The 18,114-nt window shown below is 40.8% G+C and carries 13 protein-coding genes; 2 read left to right on the top strand and 11 right to left on the bottom strand.

What is annotated here, in order from left to right:
• Positions 1-4: 4 nt before the first annotated feature.
• From CLV32_RS01335 to CLV32_RS01320, 4 genes are all read right to left on the bottom strand, one after another.
• Entirely contained in the window at positions 5-385 is a 381-nt protein-coding gene (locus CLV32_RS01335) for a YtxH domain-containing protein (RefSeq protein ID WP_133551616.1), read from the bottom strand.
• 61 nt (positions 386-446) lie between these two features.
• Positions 447-1,292, bottom strand: a complete 846-nt coding sequence (locus CLV32_RS01330) for a CvfB family protein (protein ID WP_133551614.1) — start codon at positions 1,290-1,292, stop codon at positions 447-449.
• A gap of 29 nt (positions 1,293-1,321) precedes the next feature.
• Positions 1,322-2,188, bottom strand: a complete 867-nt coding sequence (locus CLV32_RS01325; RefSeq protein ID WP_166641857.1) for an NAD(P)-dependent oxidoreductase — start codon at positions 2,186-2,188, stop codon at positions 1,322-1,324.
• Positions 2,189-2,627: 439 nt separating this feature from the next.
• Entirely contained in the window at positions 2,628-5,087 is a 2,460-nt protein-coding gene (locus tag CLV32_RS01320; RefSeq protein ID WP_133551610.1) for a M1 family aminopeptidase, read from the bottom strand.
• An 84-nt stretch (positions 5,088-5,171) separates the two neighbouring features.
• Between CLV32_RS01320 and CLV32_RS01315 the strand changes: the two genes are divergently transcribed.
• On the top strand, positions 5,172-7,220 hold the full coding sequence (locus CLV32_RS01315) for a prolyl oligopeptidase family serine peptidase (RefSeq protein WP_133551608.1): 2,049 nt from the start codon (positions 5,172-5,174) through the stop codon (positions 7,218-7,220).
• A gap of 16 nt (positions 7,221-7,236) precedes the next feature.
• Here CLV32_RS01315 and CLV32_RS01310 read toward each other — a convergent pair whose 3' ends face one another.
• The 6 genes from CLV32_RS01310 to CLV32_RS01285 all read right to left on the bottom strand — a co-directional run bounded on the left by CLV32_RS01310 (position 7,237) and on the right by CLV32_RS01285 (position 14,972).
• Entirely contained in the window at positions 7,237-7,956 is a 720-nt protein-coding gene (locus CLV32_RS01310) for a DUF4397 domain-containing protein (RefSeq protein WP_133551606.1), read from the bottom strand.
• Positions 7,957-9,579: 1,623 nt separating this feature from the next.
• On the bottom strand, positions 9,580-11,400 hold the full coding sequence (locus tag CLV32_RS01305) for a M1 aminopeptidase family protein (protein WP_133551604.1): 1,821 nt from the start codon (positions 11,398-11,400) through the stop codon (positions 9,580-9,582).
• 76 nt (positions 11,401-11,476) lie between these two features.
• A complete protein-coding gene (locus CLV32_RS01300) occupies positions 11,477-11,989 on the bottom strand; it encodes a TonB-dependent receptor (protein ID WP_133551602.1) in 513 nt (170 codons plus the stop codon).
• A gap of 135 nt (positions 11,990-12,124) precedes the next feature.
• Positions 12,125-12,751, bottom strand: a complete 627-nt coding sequence (locus CLV32_RS01295) for a DUF6266 family protein (protein ID WP_133551600.1) — start codon at positions 12,749-12,751, stop codon at positions 12,125-12,127.
• Positions 12,752-12,788: 37 nt separating this feature from the next.
• The gene (locus CLV32_RS01290) at positions 12,789-13,424 is read right to left on the bottom strand and encodes a DUF6266 family protein (RefSeq protein WP_133551598.1); all 636 of its coding nucleotides are present in this window, start codon (positions 13,422-13,424) and stop codon (positions 12,789-12,791) included.
• A gap of 510 nt (positions 13,425-13,934) precedes the next feature.
• Positions 13,935-14,972, bottom strand: coding sequence for a cupin domain-containing protein (locus tag CLV32_RS01285; RefSeq protein ID WP_133551596.1), 1,038 nt, complete (start codon positions 14,970-14,972; stop codon positions 13,935-13,937).
• 327 nt (positions 14,973-15,299) lie between these two features.
• Here CLV32_RS01285 and CLV32_RS23025 point away from each other — a divergent pair, with 327 nt between their 5' ends.
• Complete coding sequence (locus tag CLV32_RS23025; RefSeq protein ID WP_166641856.1) at positions 15,300-15,476, top strand: hypothetical protein; 177 nt, start codon at positions 15,300-15,302, stop codon at positions 15,474-15,476.
• Between the two features lie 142 nt (positions 15,477-15,618).
• Here the strand turns inward: CLV32_RS23025 and CLV32_RS01280 are convergent, their stop codons facing one another.
• Positions 15,619-18,093, bottom strand: a complete 2,475-nt coding sequence (locus CLV32_RS01280) for a mechanosensitive ion channel family protein (protein ID WP_243732206.1) — start codon at positions 18,091-18,093, stop codon at positions 15,619-15,621.
• Positions 18,094-18,114: the final 21 nt, after the last annotated feature.

Genomic DNA, 18,114 nt, shown 5'->3' with positions numbered 1-18,114 from the left:
AGAATTAGGCGTTCTGAACGGCGTCGTTTGCATCATCAGATGCATCTTTTACCGCATTTAAAGAGTCTTCTTTGTACGCTTTAAATTCATCAGACAGGCCTTGCGCTTTGCTCTTAACCTTGTCTACAACACTGTCTTTAAGGTCAACAAGGTCGTTCTTTCCAGAAGCTACCCTGTCTTTAACAGCTTGATATTTATCTTTTAGATCTTCTTTAAGATCATCAGCTTTGTCGGCAATAAGGCCCCTGGTTTCTTCTCCACTTGAAGGCGCAAATAAAACACCTAATACAGCACCAACGGCTAAACCGGCTAAAAGTGCTACAATCGCTTTAGAAGAATCAGATCCGCTGGATGTGCAGTTGGATAATAATTTTTTGTATTTCATGATAAACGTGTTTTTGTATAGTGTAACAGCTTATCATCAATTGTGTTTTTAAAAAAACGAATTATTCTGCTTCTTCATCAACGTTAATCTTGATTTCATGGTCAGAAATCACAATTAAACGTTCTTTATATAAAGAACCGATCGTCTTTTTAAATGCACTTTTGCTAATTTTGAACCTGTGGTAGATATCTTCAGGTGAGCTTTTATCTCCAAGGGCAATAACACCACCACTGGCTTTTAATTCTTGGAAAATAACTTCTTTGCTGTCCAAAATATGACCATAACCCATAGGTTGCAGACTTAAATCAATCTTTCCTTCTACACGAATCTTTTTAACCCAGCCTCTTCTAACTTCCCCGGAATGCAATTCGTCAAACAATTCGTTGGTATATAACAAACCGATATATTTATTATCGATGATCGCATTGAAACCAAGATCAGATCTGTCTACAATCAGCAAACTTACTTCATCGCCTTCTTCGAGGTCGATATCATCTTCCTCAACAAAATTCGTTAAACGTGATGAAGCTACCATACGGTCATTGCTGTCATCAAGAAACACATAGACAACGTGCTTATCACCCTTAAACATCGGACGCTTCTGTTCCCGGGTAGGCACGTAGATATCTTTATCGATGCCCAGATCCATATAGACCCCATCTTCGGTCGAATCAATTACCGTTAAATAAGCAAAATCACCTACGCAGGCTAAAGGTCTTTGGGTTGTAGCAAGTAAAGTCCCGTCCTTATGGATATACACAAATGCGTTTAAGTCGCCCCCAATTTCCAGTGTTGCAGGTACCAGGTGATAAGGTAAAAGCACTTCTTTATCCCCGTCAGTAAGGATCAGTCCTTTTTCAGTTTTCTGTGCGACTTTTAAATCATTGTATTGTCCAATAGCTATCATGCTGCAAAGATAACATAAGGGAACCTTTGTTAGCTAATAAATTTTGTTAAGTAACGGTGTATGGCTACCATATCGTCATCACCAAGACCTTTTTCCACGGCGTCAATCAAGGTTGCCGACAAAGCTTTTCCCGTAGGGGTGTCCATTCCCATTGCTTCGGCGAGGCCGATATCTTTTTTTAATAACTTAAGCGCGAAAGCTGGCGTGTAGTCTTCATTTACAATGTTGCTGGTCTTCAACTTAGTAATTCCGCTGCCTATCGGTCCGTTATTAATTAATGGTAGCAGATCCTCGGCACTGATTCCATTCTTTGCTGCAAACACAACTGCTTCCGATAAGCCCTGAATGGTAATTCCCAAAAACAGGTTAATAGCGAGTTTAGCAATGTTACCAGCACCAGAGGCACCTAAAAGTGTAGACGATTTGCCAAGAGCGGCGAAAACCGGTTGTACCTGATCAAACGCAGCAGCATCCCCGCCAACCATGATGATCAGTTGTCGTTCTGTTGCGGGTTTTACACTTCCGGATACAGGAGCATCAAGGTACGAAATTCCCTTCTCTGCTGCTGTAGCAGCGAGTTGCCGCGTTGTTTCGGGAGATACAGTGCTCATGTCAATATAAATAGAAGCCTTTCCTGCACCAGCAGCAAACAGATTGCCATAAACTTCCTGCACAGCCGCATCATTGCTCAGCATGGTAATAATCACGTCTGATGTCGATACCAACGAAGCAACAGTGTCAGCAACCTGGATATCAACAGTCTGTTGAAAGTCTTTTGCCTTCTGAGCGTTCCTGTTGTATACCTGTACTGAAAAACCTGCGTTCACCAGATTTGTTGCCATGGGAACACCCATATTACCCAAACCAATAAACCCTATATTTTTAATTGTTACCATGATCATTTATTTTGAAATCAAAATTAGTTGCCCAACTTCAATATTTATGTAAAAACACTGTCTTTTTTATTTTTGTTCCGTTTAGGTACACGTCCTAATACTGTGTTGAAAATGCCGGGTTTACGAGAGCCTTTCACAGAATTTTATGAAAACAATAAAAAAAATGAACAGCCATCCCCTTGTCTGCTAGTATACTATTTTATAACTTAGCCCTTGAGAGCGTTAATGGGGTGTGGGTTGGTTGATACTAACCCCGCCCTTTTTTGTTTTATGTAAATACCTAATTGTAGGTATTTCTACCATCCCAATTGCTATTTACCTTTATGCCATACAAATTAGACCTTAAAGCTAACGGAAATGGCATTTATTACCTATGTAAAAGAACGAGTATCCTACATGATACTCATTCTTAAAAAAGTTTAACAGGCCGGTTGCTGCATTATTTTAATTCAGCGATAGCGGCATCAATATAAGCTACATTGGCTTTGCCAATTGGCGTTTCCTTGAGTTTGTTTAGCAATGTGCTTGCATATCTGTTCATGCCCTGAGCTCTATTGCCCAGACCGAATGCCTTCGCATCGTCTACGGCAAGCTCCAGCGCGGCAGTATTATTCAGTTTCCCTACCAAAATTAAATAAAGTGGTAAAGCAGCCTGTTGCTCAGCTCTGCTTTTTTGAGCAAAACCTTCAGAAAAATAGGGTAGTTCAGACAATGTGCCATTATTTGCATATACCAGTCTAATGGCGCGTGTGAGCAAGCCCTTATTGTCTTTCTCTAATGATTTGGCTGCTTGAACAGCATTAGCGGGCTCTTGTTTCGCCAGGGCAGTTAATGAAGCAGCCTGCACATTGTACGACTGACTTTTTAAGCCGTTCTGGAAAATAGGTAAGTAAGCAGAGCTCACAACTGTACCCAGCATATTAATCGCTTCTGCTTTTACCGAATTGTTAGGGTCGGTTTCTGCCAACCGCTGGATTTCAGGCATCAGTTTCCTTGAAATAGCAGGATCTTTCAAATCGAGAACCTTCAGTGTAGTTAAACGAATATTATAATAAGGGTCTTTCAGGGCGGTAATCAACGTCGAGAAGCTCTCCGGGTCCTGAATGTTCTTAGCCGCAACCAACATAGCTTCCAAACGATCTACGTAAAGAGGAGCATGCGCAAACTGAAAGTTGAACGCGTGCAGGCTTTTCTGGTCTGCTTTTTCCCAAAGTACAACCTTATCTGCATCAACATTAATTAGATCCGGTTCGGTTGGACTTAGAAATGTAAAAGATTGTACGGCATCTTTCAACGTGATCTGGTGGCGTTGTTTGGTGCCACCTAAATAAACGTCAACAGCCATAGGAATGATAAACGGCGCTCCTTTTTGAGTTTGGCTCATCGTCACCGTGGTTCTTTTATTTTCAGCATCCCAGGCATAGCTGATATTCACAACAGGGTGGCCAGCATTAAAATACCATTGGTTAAAAAACCAGTTCATATCCTGTCCGCTTGCTTCTTCCATTGCCAGGCGCAACAAATGAGCCTCACCATTTTTGAAGGCATTTTGTTTCAGGTAAATATTAAGTCCCTTGAAAAATACCGCATCACCAAGATAGTTCCGCATCATATTCAGGATTCGCCCGCCTTTTTGGTAAGAAACCAAGTCAAAAACCTCTTCCTTGTCATCATAATTAAAACGAACGAGTGGTTTTGTGTAATTTGAAGTGCGACTCAGGTAGCTCAGCTGATCTCTGTAATTGTGGTCATCTGCAACATCCTTTCCGTATTTGTGTTGTGCCCACAATACCTCACTATAATTAGCAAACGACTCATTTACTGTAATATTACTCCAGCTTTCTGCAGTCACATAATCGCCAAACCATTGATGGAAAAGTTCATGAGCAATGGTGCTTTCTGGATTATCGTAGTTTTCGTCCAGCATTTGTCTGGGCGTACGCTGTACATATTCGCCATGTAATGTGGCGGTAGTATTTTCCATTGCACCACTAACATAGTCCCTGGCCACAATTTGGCTATACTTATTCCATGGATAATCTACACCCAAAGTTTTAGAATAGAAATCTATCATTTCTGGTGTTAAGCCAAAAATTTGTTTTGCATAAGGCGCATAGGCTGGCTCCAGGTAATAATTTACCTCTTTCGTTTTCCACTTGTCATGATATACCTTGAAATTGCCAACTGCCATCATAAATAGGTAGGTAGAGTGGGGAAGATCCATCTTCCAGGTATCGGTACGCGTGCCATCAGTGTTTTTTACCTGCGTAGTCAGCTGTCCATTAGACAGTGTAACGTATTTTGCAGGTACAGTCATGCTGATCTCCGACGTGGTTTTCTGGTTTGGTCGATCCAATGTTGGGAACCATGCTGAAGAAGATTGTGTTTCTCCCTGTGTCCAAATCTGAACGGGTTTACCTTTTACAGCACTGTCAGGATTGATAAAGTACAAACCTTTAGCATCGGTAATGGCTGTTGATCCCTTAACAGTTAACTCGTCAGGTTTTGCCGTATAAGCAATATATATAGTATAAGCCTGGCCTGGTAAAAATTTCTTACCCAGCTGAATCTTAATTTCCTGTTTGTCATAGCTGAATTTTAAGGGCTGCAATGTTTTACCATTTACCAACGCGACAGTTTTAATGTCCATGCCCTGTGCATCAAGCGTCAGGCTGTCTGTTGCATAGGCGTAGGGTTTAAAGGTTGCCCACTCTTTGCCGTACAAATACCGTTTAGCATAATCAAATCGTACATCCAGTTTAGTATGTACCAAAGCGTTTACTTTTGTGGCAGAAGCGCGATAAGGCTGAATAGCCACTTGGGCTGCTGGTGCCTGCGCCATTGCACTATAGCTACCTGCTATAAGTGCAAGGCTAGCCATCAGGGAGATTTTACTCATATAAAGAAAATATTAAAGGGCGAATGTAGTTATAGATTCACAAAGTAATTAACGCCAATTTACATTTAAGCTTATATTGCAGGCATGAAATATCCAGTTACCCGAAAAGATACGATAATTGATAACTATTTTGGAATCCAGGTGCAAGATCCATACCGCTGGCTGGAAGATGACAAGTCTGCCGAAACCGCCGAATGGGTTGAGGCACAGAATGCTGTTACACAGGATTTTCTAAACCATATACCCTTCCGCAGTGCTATCCAGGAAAGACTGAAGAAATTGATGGACTACGAGAAATTTTCTCAACCTTTTAAAAGGGGAGTATATACTTATTTTTATAAAAATAGCGGACTCCAAAATCAAAGCGTATTATACCGGCAGCTGGAGGACGGAACTCCCGAAGTTTTTTTAGATCCCAACACCTTTTCTGAATCAGGAACATCGGCCCTGGCTGGGATTAGCTTTAGCAAAGATGGCAGTATGCTTGCCTATCAGGTGTCGGAAGGTGGGGCTGACTGGACCGATATATACGTGCTGGATGCCGCGACAAAGCAACTTGTTGCTGAAACGATCACTAACGTTAAGTTCTCGGGCGTAGCCTGGAAAGGCAATACAGGTTTTTATTACAGTACCTACACCCAGCCTAAAGAGGGAAGTCAACTGTCAGGCATAACCGATCAGCATTGTCTTTATTACCATACTCTGGGTACAGGCCAGTCTGAAGACCAGTTGGTTTTTGGAGGGGCCGCACAACCACGCAGATATGTAGGTGCCGAGTTGACCGAAGACGAGCGTTTTCTGGTAATAACGGCAGCAAACTCAACGTCCGGAAATGAGCTCTACATCAAAGACTTCAATGATGGAGGCGATGCCGGGTTGCAATGTTTGGTGGATAATTTTGAACAGAACCATGATGTGCTTTGCAACGTCGACGCTACTTTATACATATATACTAATCTTGCCGCACCCAATGGACGTATCGTGACGGCCCATGTGGCCGCCGCGAAGCCGGAAAGCTGGAAGGACCTGATTCCAGAAACAGAAAATGTGCTGAGCCCCTCAACAGGTGGAGGTAAAATCTTTGCTAATTATATCAAAGATGCTGTTTCAATGGTAAAGCAATACGCGATTTCTGGTGCGCTCGAACAAACTATCGACCTGCCGGGCTTAGGTACGGCAACAGGATTTAGTGGAAAAATAGATCAACAAGAACTTTATTATACATTTACTTCTTATATCTATCCGCCCACGATATTTAAATATACTATTGCGAACGGGAGTTCGGAGATTTATAAAACATCAGGCGTACAATTTGACCCTTCTTTGTATACGTCTACGCAGGTATTCTACAATTCCAAAGATGGCACACGGGTGCCAATGATTATTACACACCAGAAAGGTCTGGTGCAGAATGGGCAAAATCCAACGGTGTTGTATGGCTATGGTGGCTTCAACGTGAGCCTAACGCCCGGATTCAGCACGGCTGTGGTAGCGCTGATTGAGCAGGGTGGGGTTTATGCTGTAGCAAATTTAAGAGGCGGTGGCGAGTATGGCGAAGCATGGCATGTAGCCGGAACCCAGATGCAGAAACAAAATGTGTTTGACGATTTTATCGCAGCTGCGGAATTCCTGATTACTGAAAAATATACTTCATCCCGTTACCTTGCTGCAATGGGTGGCTCTAACGGCGGACTCCTTGTAGCGGCAACGCTGATCCAACGACCGGATTTATTTAAAGTAGGATTTCCCGCTGTCGGCGTACTTGACATGCTCAGGTATCATAAGTTTACTGCGGGTGCCGGTTGGAGCTTCGACTATGGGACTTCAGAAGATTCGAAAGAGATGTTTGAGTATCTGTTAGCATATTCCCCTGTACAAGCTATCAAAGCGGCTGCGCGCTACCCGGCAATGTTGATTACTACAGCTGATCACGACGACAGGGTAGTGCCTGCACATTCATTTAAATTTGCTGCAACGATCCAGGAAAAACAAGGAGGGGAGGCACCGGTACTGATCAGAATTGAAACCAATGCAGGGCATGGTTCAGGAAAGCCTACTGATAAAGTTATTGCTGAGATTGCTGATAAGTGGGCCTTTTTATTAAATCAAATGGGATTAGCTTACAATAGCTAATCCCATCTGAAAAAAATTATTGATTGGTCATAGTCTGACCACCAAAACCAATTTGCTGGCTGGTTGGTGTGTTCATTCCTTTAGCAAAAACTGTGTAATGGTATCCTGCGGCGAATACAACGCCAGTTAATGTTGTTTTAACGGCTCCAGTTGCCTTGTCCTTGATGTCAAATGAATATGTTTTTGGATCAACCTGGACAAATGAACTCGCTGTCTTGTAAGTTTTATCTGAAATTAAATTGGTTGTAGCACCTGTGACAGCGAGGTCAAGCGATCCCGCATCAGGAGATAAATTGATGAAACGCACAAAGGCTTTATCTGAAGAGGTTGCAGACAAATCATCATTCACTAATAAACCATCTAGTGTACTAGTTGTGCTGCCAATTAAAAAATACGAATACGCGCTGTTATCAGACACTGTCACCGTTTTTGTAAGAAGGCTTTCGATGGAGCTGGCAGAAGTAAATTTCAACGTATTACTTCCAGAGGCAATCGTCCTGTATGATACCGTGCCGCCGAATGGTAGAGCAGCACTATTGAGACGTGTATCGGTATTGAGATATACATTATAGGTAGCTGGGGTAGGTGATGCATTGATCAGCGCAATTCCGTTTGCTACAGTTACAGTAGCATCTTCTTTTTTACATGAATTGAAAAGCAGCGCTCCTGCAGTCATTCCGATCAGCATCAATAAACGAGAGGTTTTGTTGTGACTGAAGTTTGTAGAAATTTTCATAAATACGAATAGTTGATTTTAAGTCTAAGCTGTTAGCGTTATCTATCCCTTGCTAAACGGATAAAGTCATCCTGGTGCTACATATGAATTAAACCTGTGACCTAACGCCGCAAATATCAGGAATAACAATAACAATTGGTTCATTATTTTAACACACTATACGTTAAAAAAAGTTAAAATCAAATTCAGGATGTAATAAAAATTGGATTTGAACCTTTAATAGATAACTGAAAATTAAATTTGTATAAAAGCGTGATTGTGTCTAAAAGACAGTGTTCTTATAAATATACATATCTGTGTAGCTCTGAAAACTGACTAAATCGAAATAAATAGTATTTATTTGGTTGACCAATTTTGTTTTTTGGATCATATAGGTTTTTTAGTGGTGTTATTTCTTGAAATAAGTTCAAATTATTGTTATTTTTTAAATTTTGACCGAAAAATATGATTTTATTGAGTGTTTATTGATCATTTTATGAGTTTTTGTTGGTATAATTTTGATTTATGGTGTTTAACTTAACATTGAGTTCGGTAAAGTGTATTGTGTATCCTATTATGTAAGGTTATTTATTGTTTTGTTGATTAGTTATTTTGTCTGAATTCGTCTTTTTGTCGGATTTCAATTTTTTATTGCTCAATATTGGGGTTGAAAGCGCTAAAAATTCTTGCTAATGAAGGATAACGCCAATTAAATAGGGGATGAGATAATCAAATTCCGAATTATAAGGTTAAAAAAATATTTTTATTTAATTTTTTACATCAAATGTCAGAAATAATTCGTTTTTTTACAGAAGTTAAGTATTGCGGATGCAACACTGTTAGCCAAACGGCATGATATTTGGATACATGAATTAATGCTAATAACTTTTTTATAAAAATATTCATAGTGTATTTTGTACACTAACAAAAAGTTCTTACATTTGTATCAGCAAGTAGATGATCAGCGGATCATCGAACATTAAAATTGACATATCATTTTCAAGTCTGTTAACCAGCAGTCAAAACTGCGACTTGAAGATATAAAGGAAAACCCGTTCATACAGGTTTATATTTGGTTAGAATAGGGATGTGTCTGGATGGAACAACCCTTTCTTTTTTTATAGCCTTTTCTCTTCTCTCTATCTTCCATTTACTTTTCATAATCTTTATCACTTCTTTCATAATCTTTATCACTTCGTATTTTTTTGATTTTTTATACCGAAAACCAAAACGGTATTATCATATTAATGTCATTTGTAATTGACTAAATTTGAATTTTTGATCCAATTTATGGTGTCCTCTTGTCAAAATACTGCTTTAAAGAGGTTTTTTAACAGAAAATCGGATTAGAACTTCGATTTCTTCTGTAGTTCTCGTGTTTTTTATAAAAAAAAATAATAGTGTATTTTGTACACTAAGAAATAGTTCTTATATTTGTATCAGCAAGTAGATGATCAGCGGATCATCGAACATTTAAAATTGACATATCATTTTCAAGTCTGTTAACCAGCAGTCAAAACTGTGACTTGAAGATATAAAGGAAAACCCGTTCATACAGGTTTATATTTGGTTAGAATAGGGATGTGTCTGGATGGAACAACCCTTTCTTTTTTTACAGCCTTTTTTTAATGTAAATCTTCATGCTTATTTCGAGAAAAATAAAGCCGCATCATCCGGATCTAATTTATAACTCAATATCGTTCCTCCATCAAAATGCACCGTCTGTGTTCTGCTACTCAATACTATTTTCTTTTTTAGCGTTTTACCGTTCTTGAGTGTTGCCTGAACCGTTAATGGAAAGATGAAAACGTCAGATTCCTGAATGATTGTTAAAGTGTTTTTTGCTTGCTCTACACTTAAGGTCGGTATCACCTTGCTATGCAGCCAGGAATTGACAAATAATTCCAAATCCTTTCCCGTATTGATGTTTAGCTGAGCAATAAATGTCTTTACTGATTGGTTTGTTAACTTACTGAACGCTGACATTGTTGCAGCTAACTTTTGTTCGCCAACGTATTGCTGTAGCAGATAGAACAACCAGGAGCCCTTGCTATACGAAACACCGCTATTTCCATAATCGTTCAATAAATCAGCGTGTCCGTCAAATTTGCCATTGATATAATTTAGCTTCTGGGATTTAAAGAATGTCCGTACAATTGTGTCGCCATAGGTTTCTTTCAAAAGTATTGATTCTGCATATGTTGCCCAACCCTCGGTTAGGAAATTCGTTGCTGCGCCGTTTGGATTTGTCCACTGATGGGCGATTTCATGTCCAAAAATTGCTCTCGGACTTGGTTTGTCGGTAATGATATACCCACCGGTCTCTGCAGCGATAATCACGCTGTTACTTCTGTTTTTCCAGCCATTGCCTCCGCTGGAGCGATCCTGCAAAATTCCGAAGTAATTGCCTTGTGGTTTTCCAAAATTTCGTTGCAGGGTGTCATAGACCTTAGAGAATTGCTGATACAGCAGCTCGTGGTCAGGCCGAAAATCTTTTGTAGCGTAAACTACAAGTGCAATATCATCCTTTTTAGAGATTGTCGTTTCCCATTCCTTGTCATAATATAGGCCGAGGGCAAAAATAGGGCCGTCAGATTTAGCGCTGACGATTTTATGCTGACCTTCAACTGCCTCTTGCTGCGGTAGGGTGGTGGATATCCCATATGTCGCAGGAATTTCAGCATGAACAGAAAAATCAGCCCGGTCATTTGCGCTAGAGAAACTGAAAAAGGGATGCCAGCAATATTGATTGCGCACATGTCCGAAAATGTCACCGAAATAACCTGAGTTCCTGTTATTGTCGTCTTTCTCGATTGCTAGACTGTAATTAAGTACAATTTTTTGTATGCCGCGCAGCTGTGTGTTGACCCAGAGTAATCCGCCGCCAGCCAGATAGTTTAATTTCTGTCCATTGCTTGTTAGCCCGGATATCAAAGCATGATGGTTAAATCTTACAGCAAAACCCAATGGGTCGCTTACATCAATAGTTAAGGTGTCAGAAACAATTATGCCGGCTCCCGGTGTTACTTTCAGATTTAAGCTCTGCCTTTTGATTTTATTAAGCCGGTCTATAGCCAACTTTTCGGCAATTATCCAGGATCCATTTATTTTTTTGAATTTGTAAATACCACTGTAAATCACCGATGTGTTTGTCTCATCTCCGGAGTTACCATACAATACCGCGCCGGTAATCAATGCAAAAGCACTATCACCCTGCACTTTGATAATGCGGTGTAGTCCTGCTTTTCGCTCAAACTTTTTGTTGACAGTAGCTTGATAGAAGCTTTGGAGTTCTGCTAAAGGGATAAGTTTATTAAAATCAACCGTGTCAGCACGCTGAAAAGCGGAGTCTATACTGATAATATATTCATTTAACAGTCGGTCAGCATTTTTCTCTTGTGCTAAATTTACTATCGGTGAAAAAAGGGCGAAAAGGACGAGCGGTACGTAAGTTAGTTGTTTCATGTTGCAGGATTGGAGTGCCAACCATCAACAAGTCGAAATTACCGATCAAATGTTGCATCAACTATATGGTTAAAAGCTATTGTCTGATATTCAATTTGTCCGAATTGCTAGCGCCGGCATCCTGCTCTCCGCTAAGCGAGAGTTGTGCTACCGCGGGATCAATTTTTGCAGTGCTTTTTAACTGAATGTTGACTACTCCGTTTACTCCACGTGCACCATATGCCATGTTTGAGTAGGGTGCTTTCAGAACACCTATCTCTTCAATTTTTGATGGGGTAAGGAACTCTCTAACAAAAAAGGCTACATCTGCTGCAGTTAAAACATCTAATTTATAGCTGAGTTTGTTATTGATGATAAATAGTTTGCTGTAATTGGCGACGTTTGTCACATCTTTTCCATTGCCAATCAAGTCTAACTGATTAAATTTAAGTGTATCACGGGCAATCTTTATTTTCAAACTGTCAATAAACTTGTTGATCCGAGACGGTGGGACTTTTTCCAGGTGGTTTGTTGTCTGACTATGTGCAGTGTTAACCATTGCGGCACAAATGGTAAAAATAACGAGTGCATGCGTTAAGTAAGATTTCATAGCGTTCTTTTAAGGGTGATCGCTATTTATAACAACAGATAAGAATATATTGTTCGATCAGATAGATTAAAAATATTGGCTATTAGGTCTTTATCACAGTCGGCGGAGCATAAATTCTATCTGTAACTGCTTATGTTACGTTACTATAAGTTTACCAAGGTACATGCTATTGCTGGCGATTGTTCCATTCGAGAATAGGATCCAACTATGGATTTCTTTATCTAGAAACGCATCTCCTAAGTTAGCTGAAAACTCTAGGGCCGAACGTTTTGCAGTGTTAATGAAACGATGAGCGTTATTAAGAGCAGGGCAGTAGCAGAGAATTGTGACGAGATCATTTGGATTACTCATCGGAAAATGATCCCAGAAAAACCTCACTTGAAAATTCCCCGCTACTTGTATCCCTGGTTTGTAAGAAGCTGGAAGACTTCCCTTGCCAATTTGCAGCTTAGGGTAGTTTATTTCGGCGGTGGGCGCAGAGAAATCAAGCGCATTTCTCATATTAATCTTTATCGCCTGATTAACGGACGTCAGGCCCGTCCGTTTCGCCGGAAAGCCAATTTGTAGTACTGTCGATATACGGGTAAGGAAACTTGTCATCGTCGAAAGCCGGTCTCGTGATAACAATTGGGCTTCTGTAGGATTGTCTATCCTTATGTCCCCTACGCCTTTCATAACAGCTTTTCCTCGGTTTGATGTGCCGATTACTGAAGCAACTTTTCCTGTGAATGGTCCGTTAATGCCTTCTGTATATGATGCCATAACAATTTGATTTTACTCTGTTGATTAACAATTTCGCCTAATTGATCTCCCGGATATATATGCTATTGGACACTTCTTCCGAATAGCTTGAACAGAAAGCAACGTAAATATGCATTTTTTCAGTCGTCATACCTGGTAGCAAATGGAATGTGTCATAACCCTGCGCACGTTCAGCACCAGTCATCTTAAATATAGAGGCGCCTTTTTCAGGGAAATGAATAAGCATCATCACCCGGTCTTCAGAAAAGTTCCAGTGTAAATCTTCGTCGTATTCCCAGGTAAACAGTATATTATCCCCATCGATAACCGCATTTGGAGCTGCAGGTTCCAGCAGCTCGCCTTTAGCTAATAATATCTTGTCGTACAAAATAGTTGGATGATCAGTGTCTACAGCGATAGCTTTAGGGTTGTTGTAAGACATTGCCAGATTATGATAGTTTGAAGTAGTGTGTTCAGCCGCGGCTCCAAAGCCTTTCTTAATAAAAGCCTTCATAGGGTTGAAAAAATGGACCAGTAAACTCTGTCTATTCGATGATCTTATTTCCTGTGGAGTTCGTGGTCCAATTCTTCGTCCGATTTTGCGTACTACCGGTTCGCCGTTAAGCAAGTAATATACGTAATTCCCTAGTCGACCATAAATCGGTCCCCCTAGTCCGTTTGGTGCAAATGCCATAATCTGAAGTTTAAGATGATTTAATATAATAAAATCAATGTACAAATAAGCATCTGAAAAACAAATAGATACGATGCATAATGACTTGATTCTGACATATGGAATCCGGGTCTTTCTCAGTGCTTTACCCCGGGGTTGACGCCCCCAGGGGGTAGGTTAAGGGGGCGTCAACCCCGGGGCAATGCCGCCCTAATGCCTCGTTAAATACCATGCCTATACGTCTTGTTTTCGAAGCAATTTCTTATGCATTCTGAACTTGGTTTTATAGGCTTATTGGAAAATACTTAGCGATCTGAAATGTAAAAAATGTTTGGTAAGCAAAGACCTTTAAGAATGAACCGCTAATAGATAAAAAAAAGCGGGACTGATCATACCGACCTGTCCCGCTTCATCTAAATTAACGCTCTCGGATATAAGACGACTGAATCCGCCTAATATTGTTATGGATATATTATTACATTTCGTTATGACTTTAATATGGCAAAATAAAGGGTTAATGTCTTTCTTAGTCTACTTTTCAGGTACAATAAATAATTTGCCTTCTGGCAATTTATCTGTTAATGCATCATCAATAAATAAATTCGTGCTTACCACATCTTTTGGATTTCCGGCAAGCCAGGCGCTTAAATCAATAGACTCATAGTGTCCACTGTTGAAGCCAATAAGAATCCTGCACACATCGTCACCATTATTCTTAATGTAATGGCCGGCGCCCATAGGTACATAGCCTACATCTCCGGCATTAAACTGTTCGGTTACTGCGGTTGCTTCTGCCAGAAATACGGTCATCTCTGCAGTTCCGGATATATAGTATTGCCATTCATCAGCATTGGGATGCCAGTGCATCTCGCGAAGGGCACCTGGCTGAAGTTCGATGATAGAGCCAGTCATGCTGGTACTGATCGGAAATTGCTCCATAGAAACCAGTCGCTGAGTGCCGCCACCAGGAACGACTTTTGGTTGTTGGGCTTCGAGTGGATATCTGTGCATGCTGGTAAGCTGGACATCTGGACGAGCAACGGCAAAAGACTTACTTTCATCGGGGTTTGGCCCTAAAGCAAAATAGGCTTCCTTTTTAGGCAGTTGATCAACATCTGCTGTAGAGATGCCCAGATTTTGAGCGAGGATTTCTTTTGGAACGCTGGCCATGAAGTCGGTAATACTAAAGGTATGATCCTCTGAAAAATTACCGTTGTCGAAAATCAGGATAAAGTGTGCTTCAGTAGATCCGGTTGCCTGGATAGAGTGGCCATATCCTTTTGGGAAATACCAGACATCACCGGGTCCGAAATTATCGATATAAGTCTGGCCGTCTGGATGGATGATAGTGGTGCGTAGCGTGCCTGAAATAACATACGCCCATTCAGCAGCATTTGCATGCCAGTGCAGTTCGCGCATACCACCCGGTTGCAAACGCATGCTGACGCCGGCAATACCTGTTGATGCCGGAAATTCTTTTACTGACGCACCTCTGGTTATACCGCCATCACCTAATCTTGGTTCTTTTTTCTCTAGTTCATATCTGAAACTTAATGTCTGATTTTCCATAACCTGTTGATTTATATTTTTGATTCGTTGCTTAAAACTACCGTGATCATTAGGAAAGTGGAAAGAGTGTTCGATGAACAGGCGAAATGAATCGTTAAGATCCGGGCCGGTTTTATGGTTAATGAATTGGCTCTGCTGATGTTCTAAAGATGTATTGACCGCATTATATTAAGCTTTTAGTGCGCTGAAAACACTGTTGATAACCTGTTGGTAACGTGTTAATATCATGTGATTAACTTGTGTATAAGTTACTTGTGTTTTATTTGGTTGGAAACGGTTCAATACGTAACTTAGGTTTATCAATTAGGAAGTACTTTGACAGTCTGAATGAAATCATCCAAAAAGAAATACTTGCCTCAGGGCAAAAAGGTTTCTGGAGATATCGACGGATCAGTATATATCAGCTTCATTGGCAACAGAGAAATGGTATTGGTTACCTTGAGAAAGGTGCACCGGGCTGAATCTGAGACAGACCTTAAATCGGATCAATATTCTATGGAATAGGGATCATGAGTAAAGCAGAAGGAGCTTGCGCAAGCAATACCGGAAAGTTAAATACAGAATATTGATGTTTTATATAGAGCTAAGGCTTTAAATGAAACGAAAACGGAGTACCAGATCGAAAGTGACGGGCTCCGTTTTCTTGTTAAATGCTATTTGGTGGATCAATTGGCTGGTAATGCACATCCTGCCTTGGGAAAGGGATTGTTATTCCATTTTCTTTCAGTGTGGTGTTGATCACGATAATAAGATCGCTTTTTGTCGCATAGGCCTCAGCGATATGCTTGGTCCAGAAATGAATTTTTACGTCGATGGCACTGCTTCCAAATTGTTCATATTGCACTACTGCTGCCGGGTATTTGCTAACCCGTTCTTCTGCGTCAAGAATTCCATTGAGGAGCTGTCTGCATTTTTCCAGATCTGCATCGTAAGAGATGCCTATGGCTATAGACATTCTTTTGCGGTTGCCGGCTAGCGACCAGTTCATGAGGTGCGAGTTGAGGAGGTCGCCGTTAGGCATTACCATATCTGCACCTTCCCAGGTGGAAATAATACTGCTTCTAAAGCCGATGGACTTCATAATACCGCCTTGTCCGCTTACATCAACAACATCTCCTACATTGACAGGTTTTTCAAAAGCAATGATCAGTCCGCTTACGAGATTGTTGACCAGCGTTTGTAGACCGAAACCTATTCCGACTCCAAGGGCGCCAAGAACGATGGTGATGCGGTCTACCGGGATTCCGGCGGCTGCAACAGCAAGAAAAAGACCTATTGCTAAGATGGAGATGCGAATCAATAGGAGCCAACTACCAAGTCCCTGTTTTTCTTGTTTGTTACTTTTTGTCGTTGTCAGGCTTTTGTCGGATGCAAAAAAAGAAACAACCTTAGAGATAATGACAGATATTGCCATGATCACGATAAATAACAATAAATTATTGATACTGAACGTATAATCACCAATGGTGCGGGAACGACTGAAAAAGTCTCTCAGAGGTTCGGCGATATAGTCGAACCCGGCAAAGTTGCGACCAAACAAGACAATCCATCCGGCAATGAGCAGAAAATAAAATAAAGGAGGAACCTTTGTTCCAACCCTGTCGAAATTTAAGTAAAACAGCTTTTTATCTTGTCGTGTGTATACACTGAAGGCAAGAAAGAGCCCTTCGTTGATCAATCTGATTGTCCACAGAAATAATATTGCAATGACGACATTTAGGAAGCCGCTGATCAGTAGTGTTTTGGAAAGATTATATCTACCGTATAGGTTGGCCAGGGTAGAGGCAAGTTCAAGAAAAGCCATAAATCCGATAGAAATAAGGATCAGCTTCTCTCTGAGTTCTTCTTTTTTACCCCGGAATAGTACTGTAGTACCAACAATGAAACCGGTGATTGACACAAGCAGCATAAACCATCTTTCGGCTCTTGAAGCCTGCAGAATCAGGTTGTCGAATGCCGTTATCAGGAACAGTCCGACCATGATCAGCCAAATGTTCATCCAATAACGGGTAATGAATTTATAGAATAGAATGGTGAGGCTAACACAGGCGATCAGCCAGAAAATAACATTCAGGATGAAGGGCGCTGCAGGAAACATGAACTGAAACATGTTGATCACGATCAGCAGCGCAGAAAACAGCGGGTATCGCAATACCAACTGCCCCTCCATGTCGGCATTAAGCAGTTCCTTTTCTATATAGATTTGTTTCAATGAGCGTAGATAAATGAAAGAAGTTAGGATGAGTACGCAAAGAATAGCGAGTTTACCCAGATTGTTTTCAGCATAGAAATAGAGGGTGAGCATACCTTTTTTGCTTGCCTGATCTATGATTTCATCAAATGGGCGATAGTTTGATGCAGGCTCCCAGATATTTCCAAATTCCCGTTTAAAAGTATTGTTCGCCATTGCCAATTGGTATTGTGCAATCTCATCTGAACTTGTTTGCAACTTAAACACCTGCATATTGACCTGGTTAAGGAGGCCTTGCACATTATTGCTGGCACGTTTTAATGCGCTATCTATCGGATGTACTTCATAAGCAACGACGCCAAGTTGTTGCAGATATTTGATAAGTACAGCAGAGTCTGTTGAGAATTTAAATAGCGAAGGTGCATTGAGCAGGGAGTCGAGCTGATAACGAAATGTATTTAACTGCTGCTGATGCATATCCAGTCGCACTTTGCGTTGTTGTGCTTTGCCGAGTAATTCCTTTAAGATTTTTGATGTTGCAGTAACGTTTCTAAAGGTTTGTGCCGTTCCTTTATTTGTAAGGACCCCATCTACTGCAGTTTTATAATTTTCTTCGATTTCAATAAGTTGCGCCCGGGCACCTGTGGTATCTACACCGGTTCGGAGGTAGCTTTTTGCGACTTGCATTGTCTTTTTGACTTCGTCCAGGATTTTGTGTTGCGCAAGGATTGCTTTATCATTCTCAAAATCCCGAGCGCTTTCTTTTGCTTCTTTGCGCGCAAATTCCTGCATTCTGGCAACAAAGCTAGTTTTTACGGTATCCGCCTTTTTGGAGCCAGGAAGAGCATCCTTAGTTTGTGCCGACAGCGAAATGTGTGCGACAAAAAAAAATGTGAACAACAAAAAGGAGCGGAGCGCTGATTTTATCATGGGATTAGGGTAGATTTTGTT

Source organism: Pedobacter duraquae, assembly GCF_004362245.1.
Classification (GTDB): domain Bacteria; phylum Bacteroidota; class Bacteroidia; order Sphingobacteriales; family Sphingobacteriaceae; genus Pedobacter; species Pedobacter duraquae.
The sequence above is the reverse complement of the archived record's forward strand: the minus strand, read 5'-3'. Positions and strand labels throughout refer to the sequence as shown.

Excerpts from the sequence above, each read along its gene's own strand:
- CLV32_RS01335 (WP_133551616.1), bottom strand. The coding sequence starts at position 385 with ATGAAATACAAAAAATTATTATCCAACTGCACATCCAGCGGATCTGAT.
- CLV32_RS01330 (WP_133551614.1), bottom strand. The coding sequence starts at position 1,292 with ATGATAGCTATTGGACAATACAATGATTTAAAAGTCGCACAGAAAACT.
- CLV32_RS01325 (WP_166641857.1), bottom strand. The coding sequence starts at position 2,188 with ATGGTAACAATTAAAAATATAGGGTTTATTGGTTTGGGTAATATGGGT.
- CLV32_RS01320 (WP_133551610.1), bottom strand. The coding sequence starts at position 5,087 with ATGAGTAAAATCTCCCTGATGGCTAGCCTTGCACTTATAGCAGGTAGC.
- CLV32_RS01315 (WP_133551608.1), top strand. The coding sequence starts at position 5,172 with ATGAAATATCCAGTTACCCGAAAAGATACGATAATTGATAACTATTTT.
- CLV32_RS01310 (WP_133551606.1), bottom strand. The coding sequence starts at position 7,956 with ATGAAAATTTCTACAAACTTCAGTCACAACAAAACCTCTCGTTTATTG.
- CLV32_RS01305 (WP_133551604.1), bottom strand. The coding sequence starts at position 11,400 with ATGAAACAACTAACTTACGTACCGCTCGTCCTTTTCGCCCTTTTTTCA.
- CLV32_RS01300 (WP_133551602.1), bottom strand. The coding sequence starts at position 11,989 with ATGAAATCTTACTTAACGCATGCACTCGTTATTTTTACCATTTGTGCC.
- CLV32_RS01295 (WP_133551600.1), bottom strand. The coding sequence starts at position 12,751 with ATGGCATCATATACAGAAGGCATTAACGGACCATTCACAGGAAAAGTT.
- CLV32_RS01290 (WP_133551598.1), bottom strand. The coding sequence starts at position 13,424 with ATGGCATTTGCACCAAACGGACTAGGGGGACCGATTTATGGTCGACTA.
- CLV32_RS01285 (WP_133551596.1), bottom strand. The coding sequence starts at position 14,972 with ATGGAAAATCAGACATTAAGTTTCAGATATGAACTAGAGAAAAAAGAA.
- CLV32_RS23025 (WP_166641856.1), top strand. The coding sequence starts at position 15,300 with ATGAAATCATCCAAAAAGAAATACTTGCCTCAGGGCAAAAAGGTTTCT.
- CLV32_RS01280 (WP_243732206.1), bottom strand. The coding sequence starts at position 18,093 with ATGATAAAATCAGCGCTCCGCTCCTTTTTGTTGTTCACATTTTTTTTT.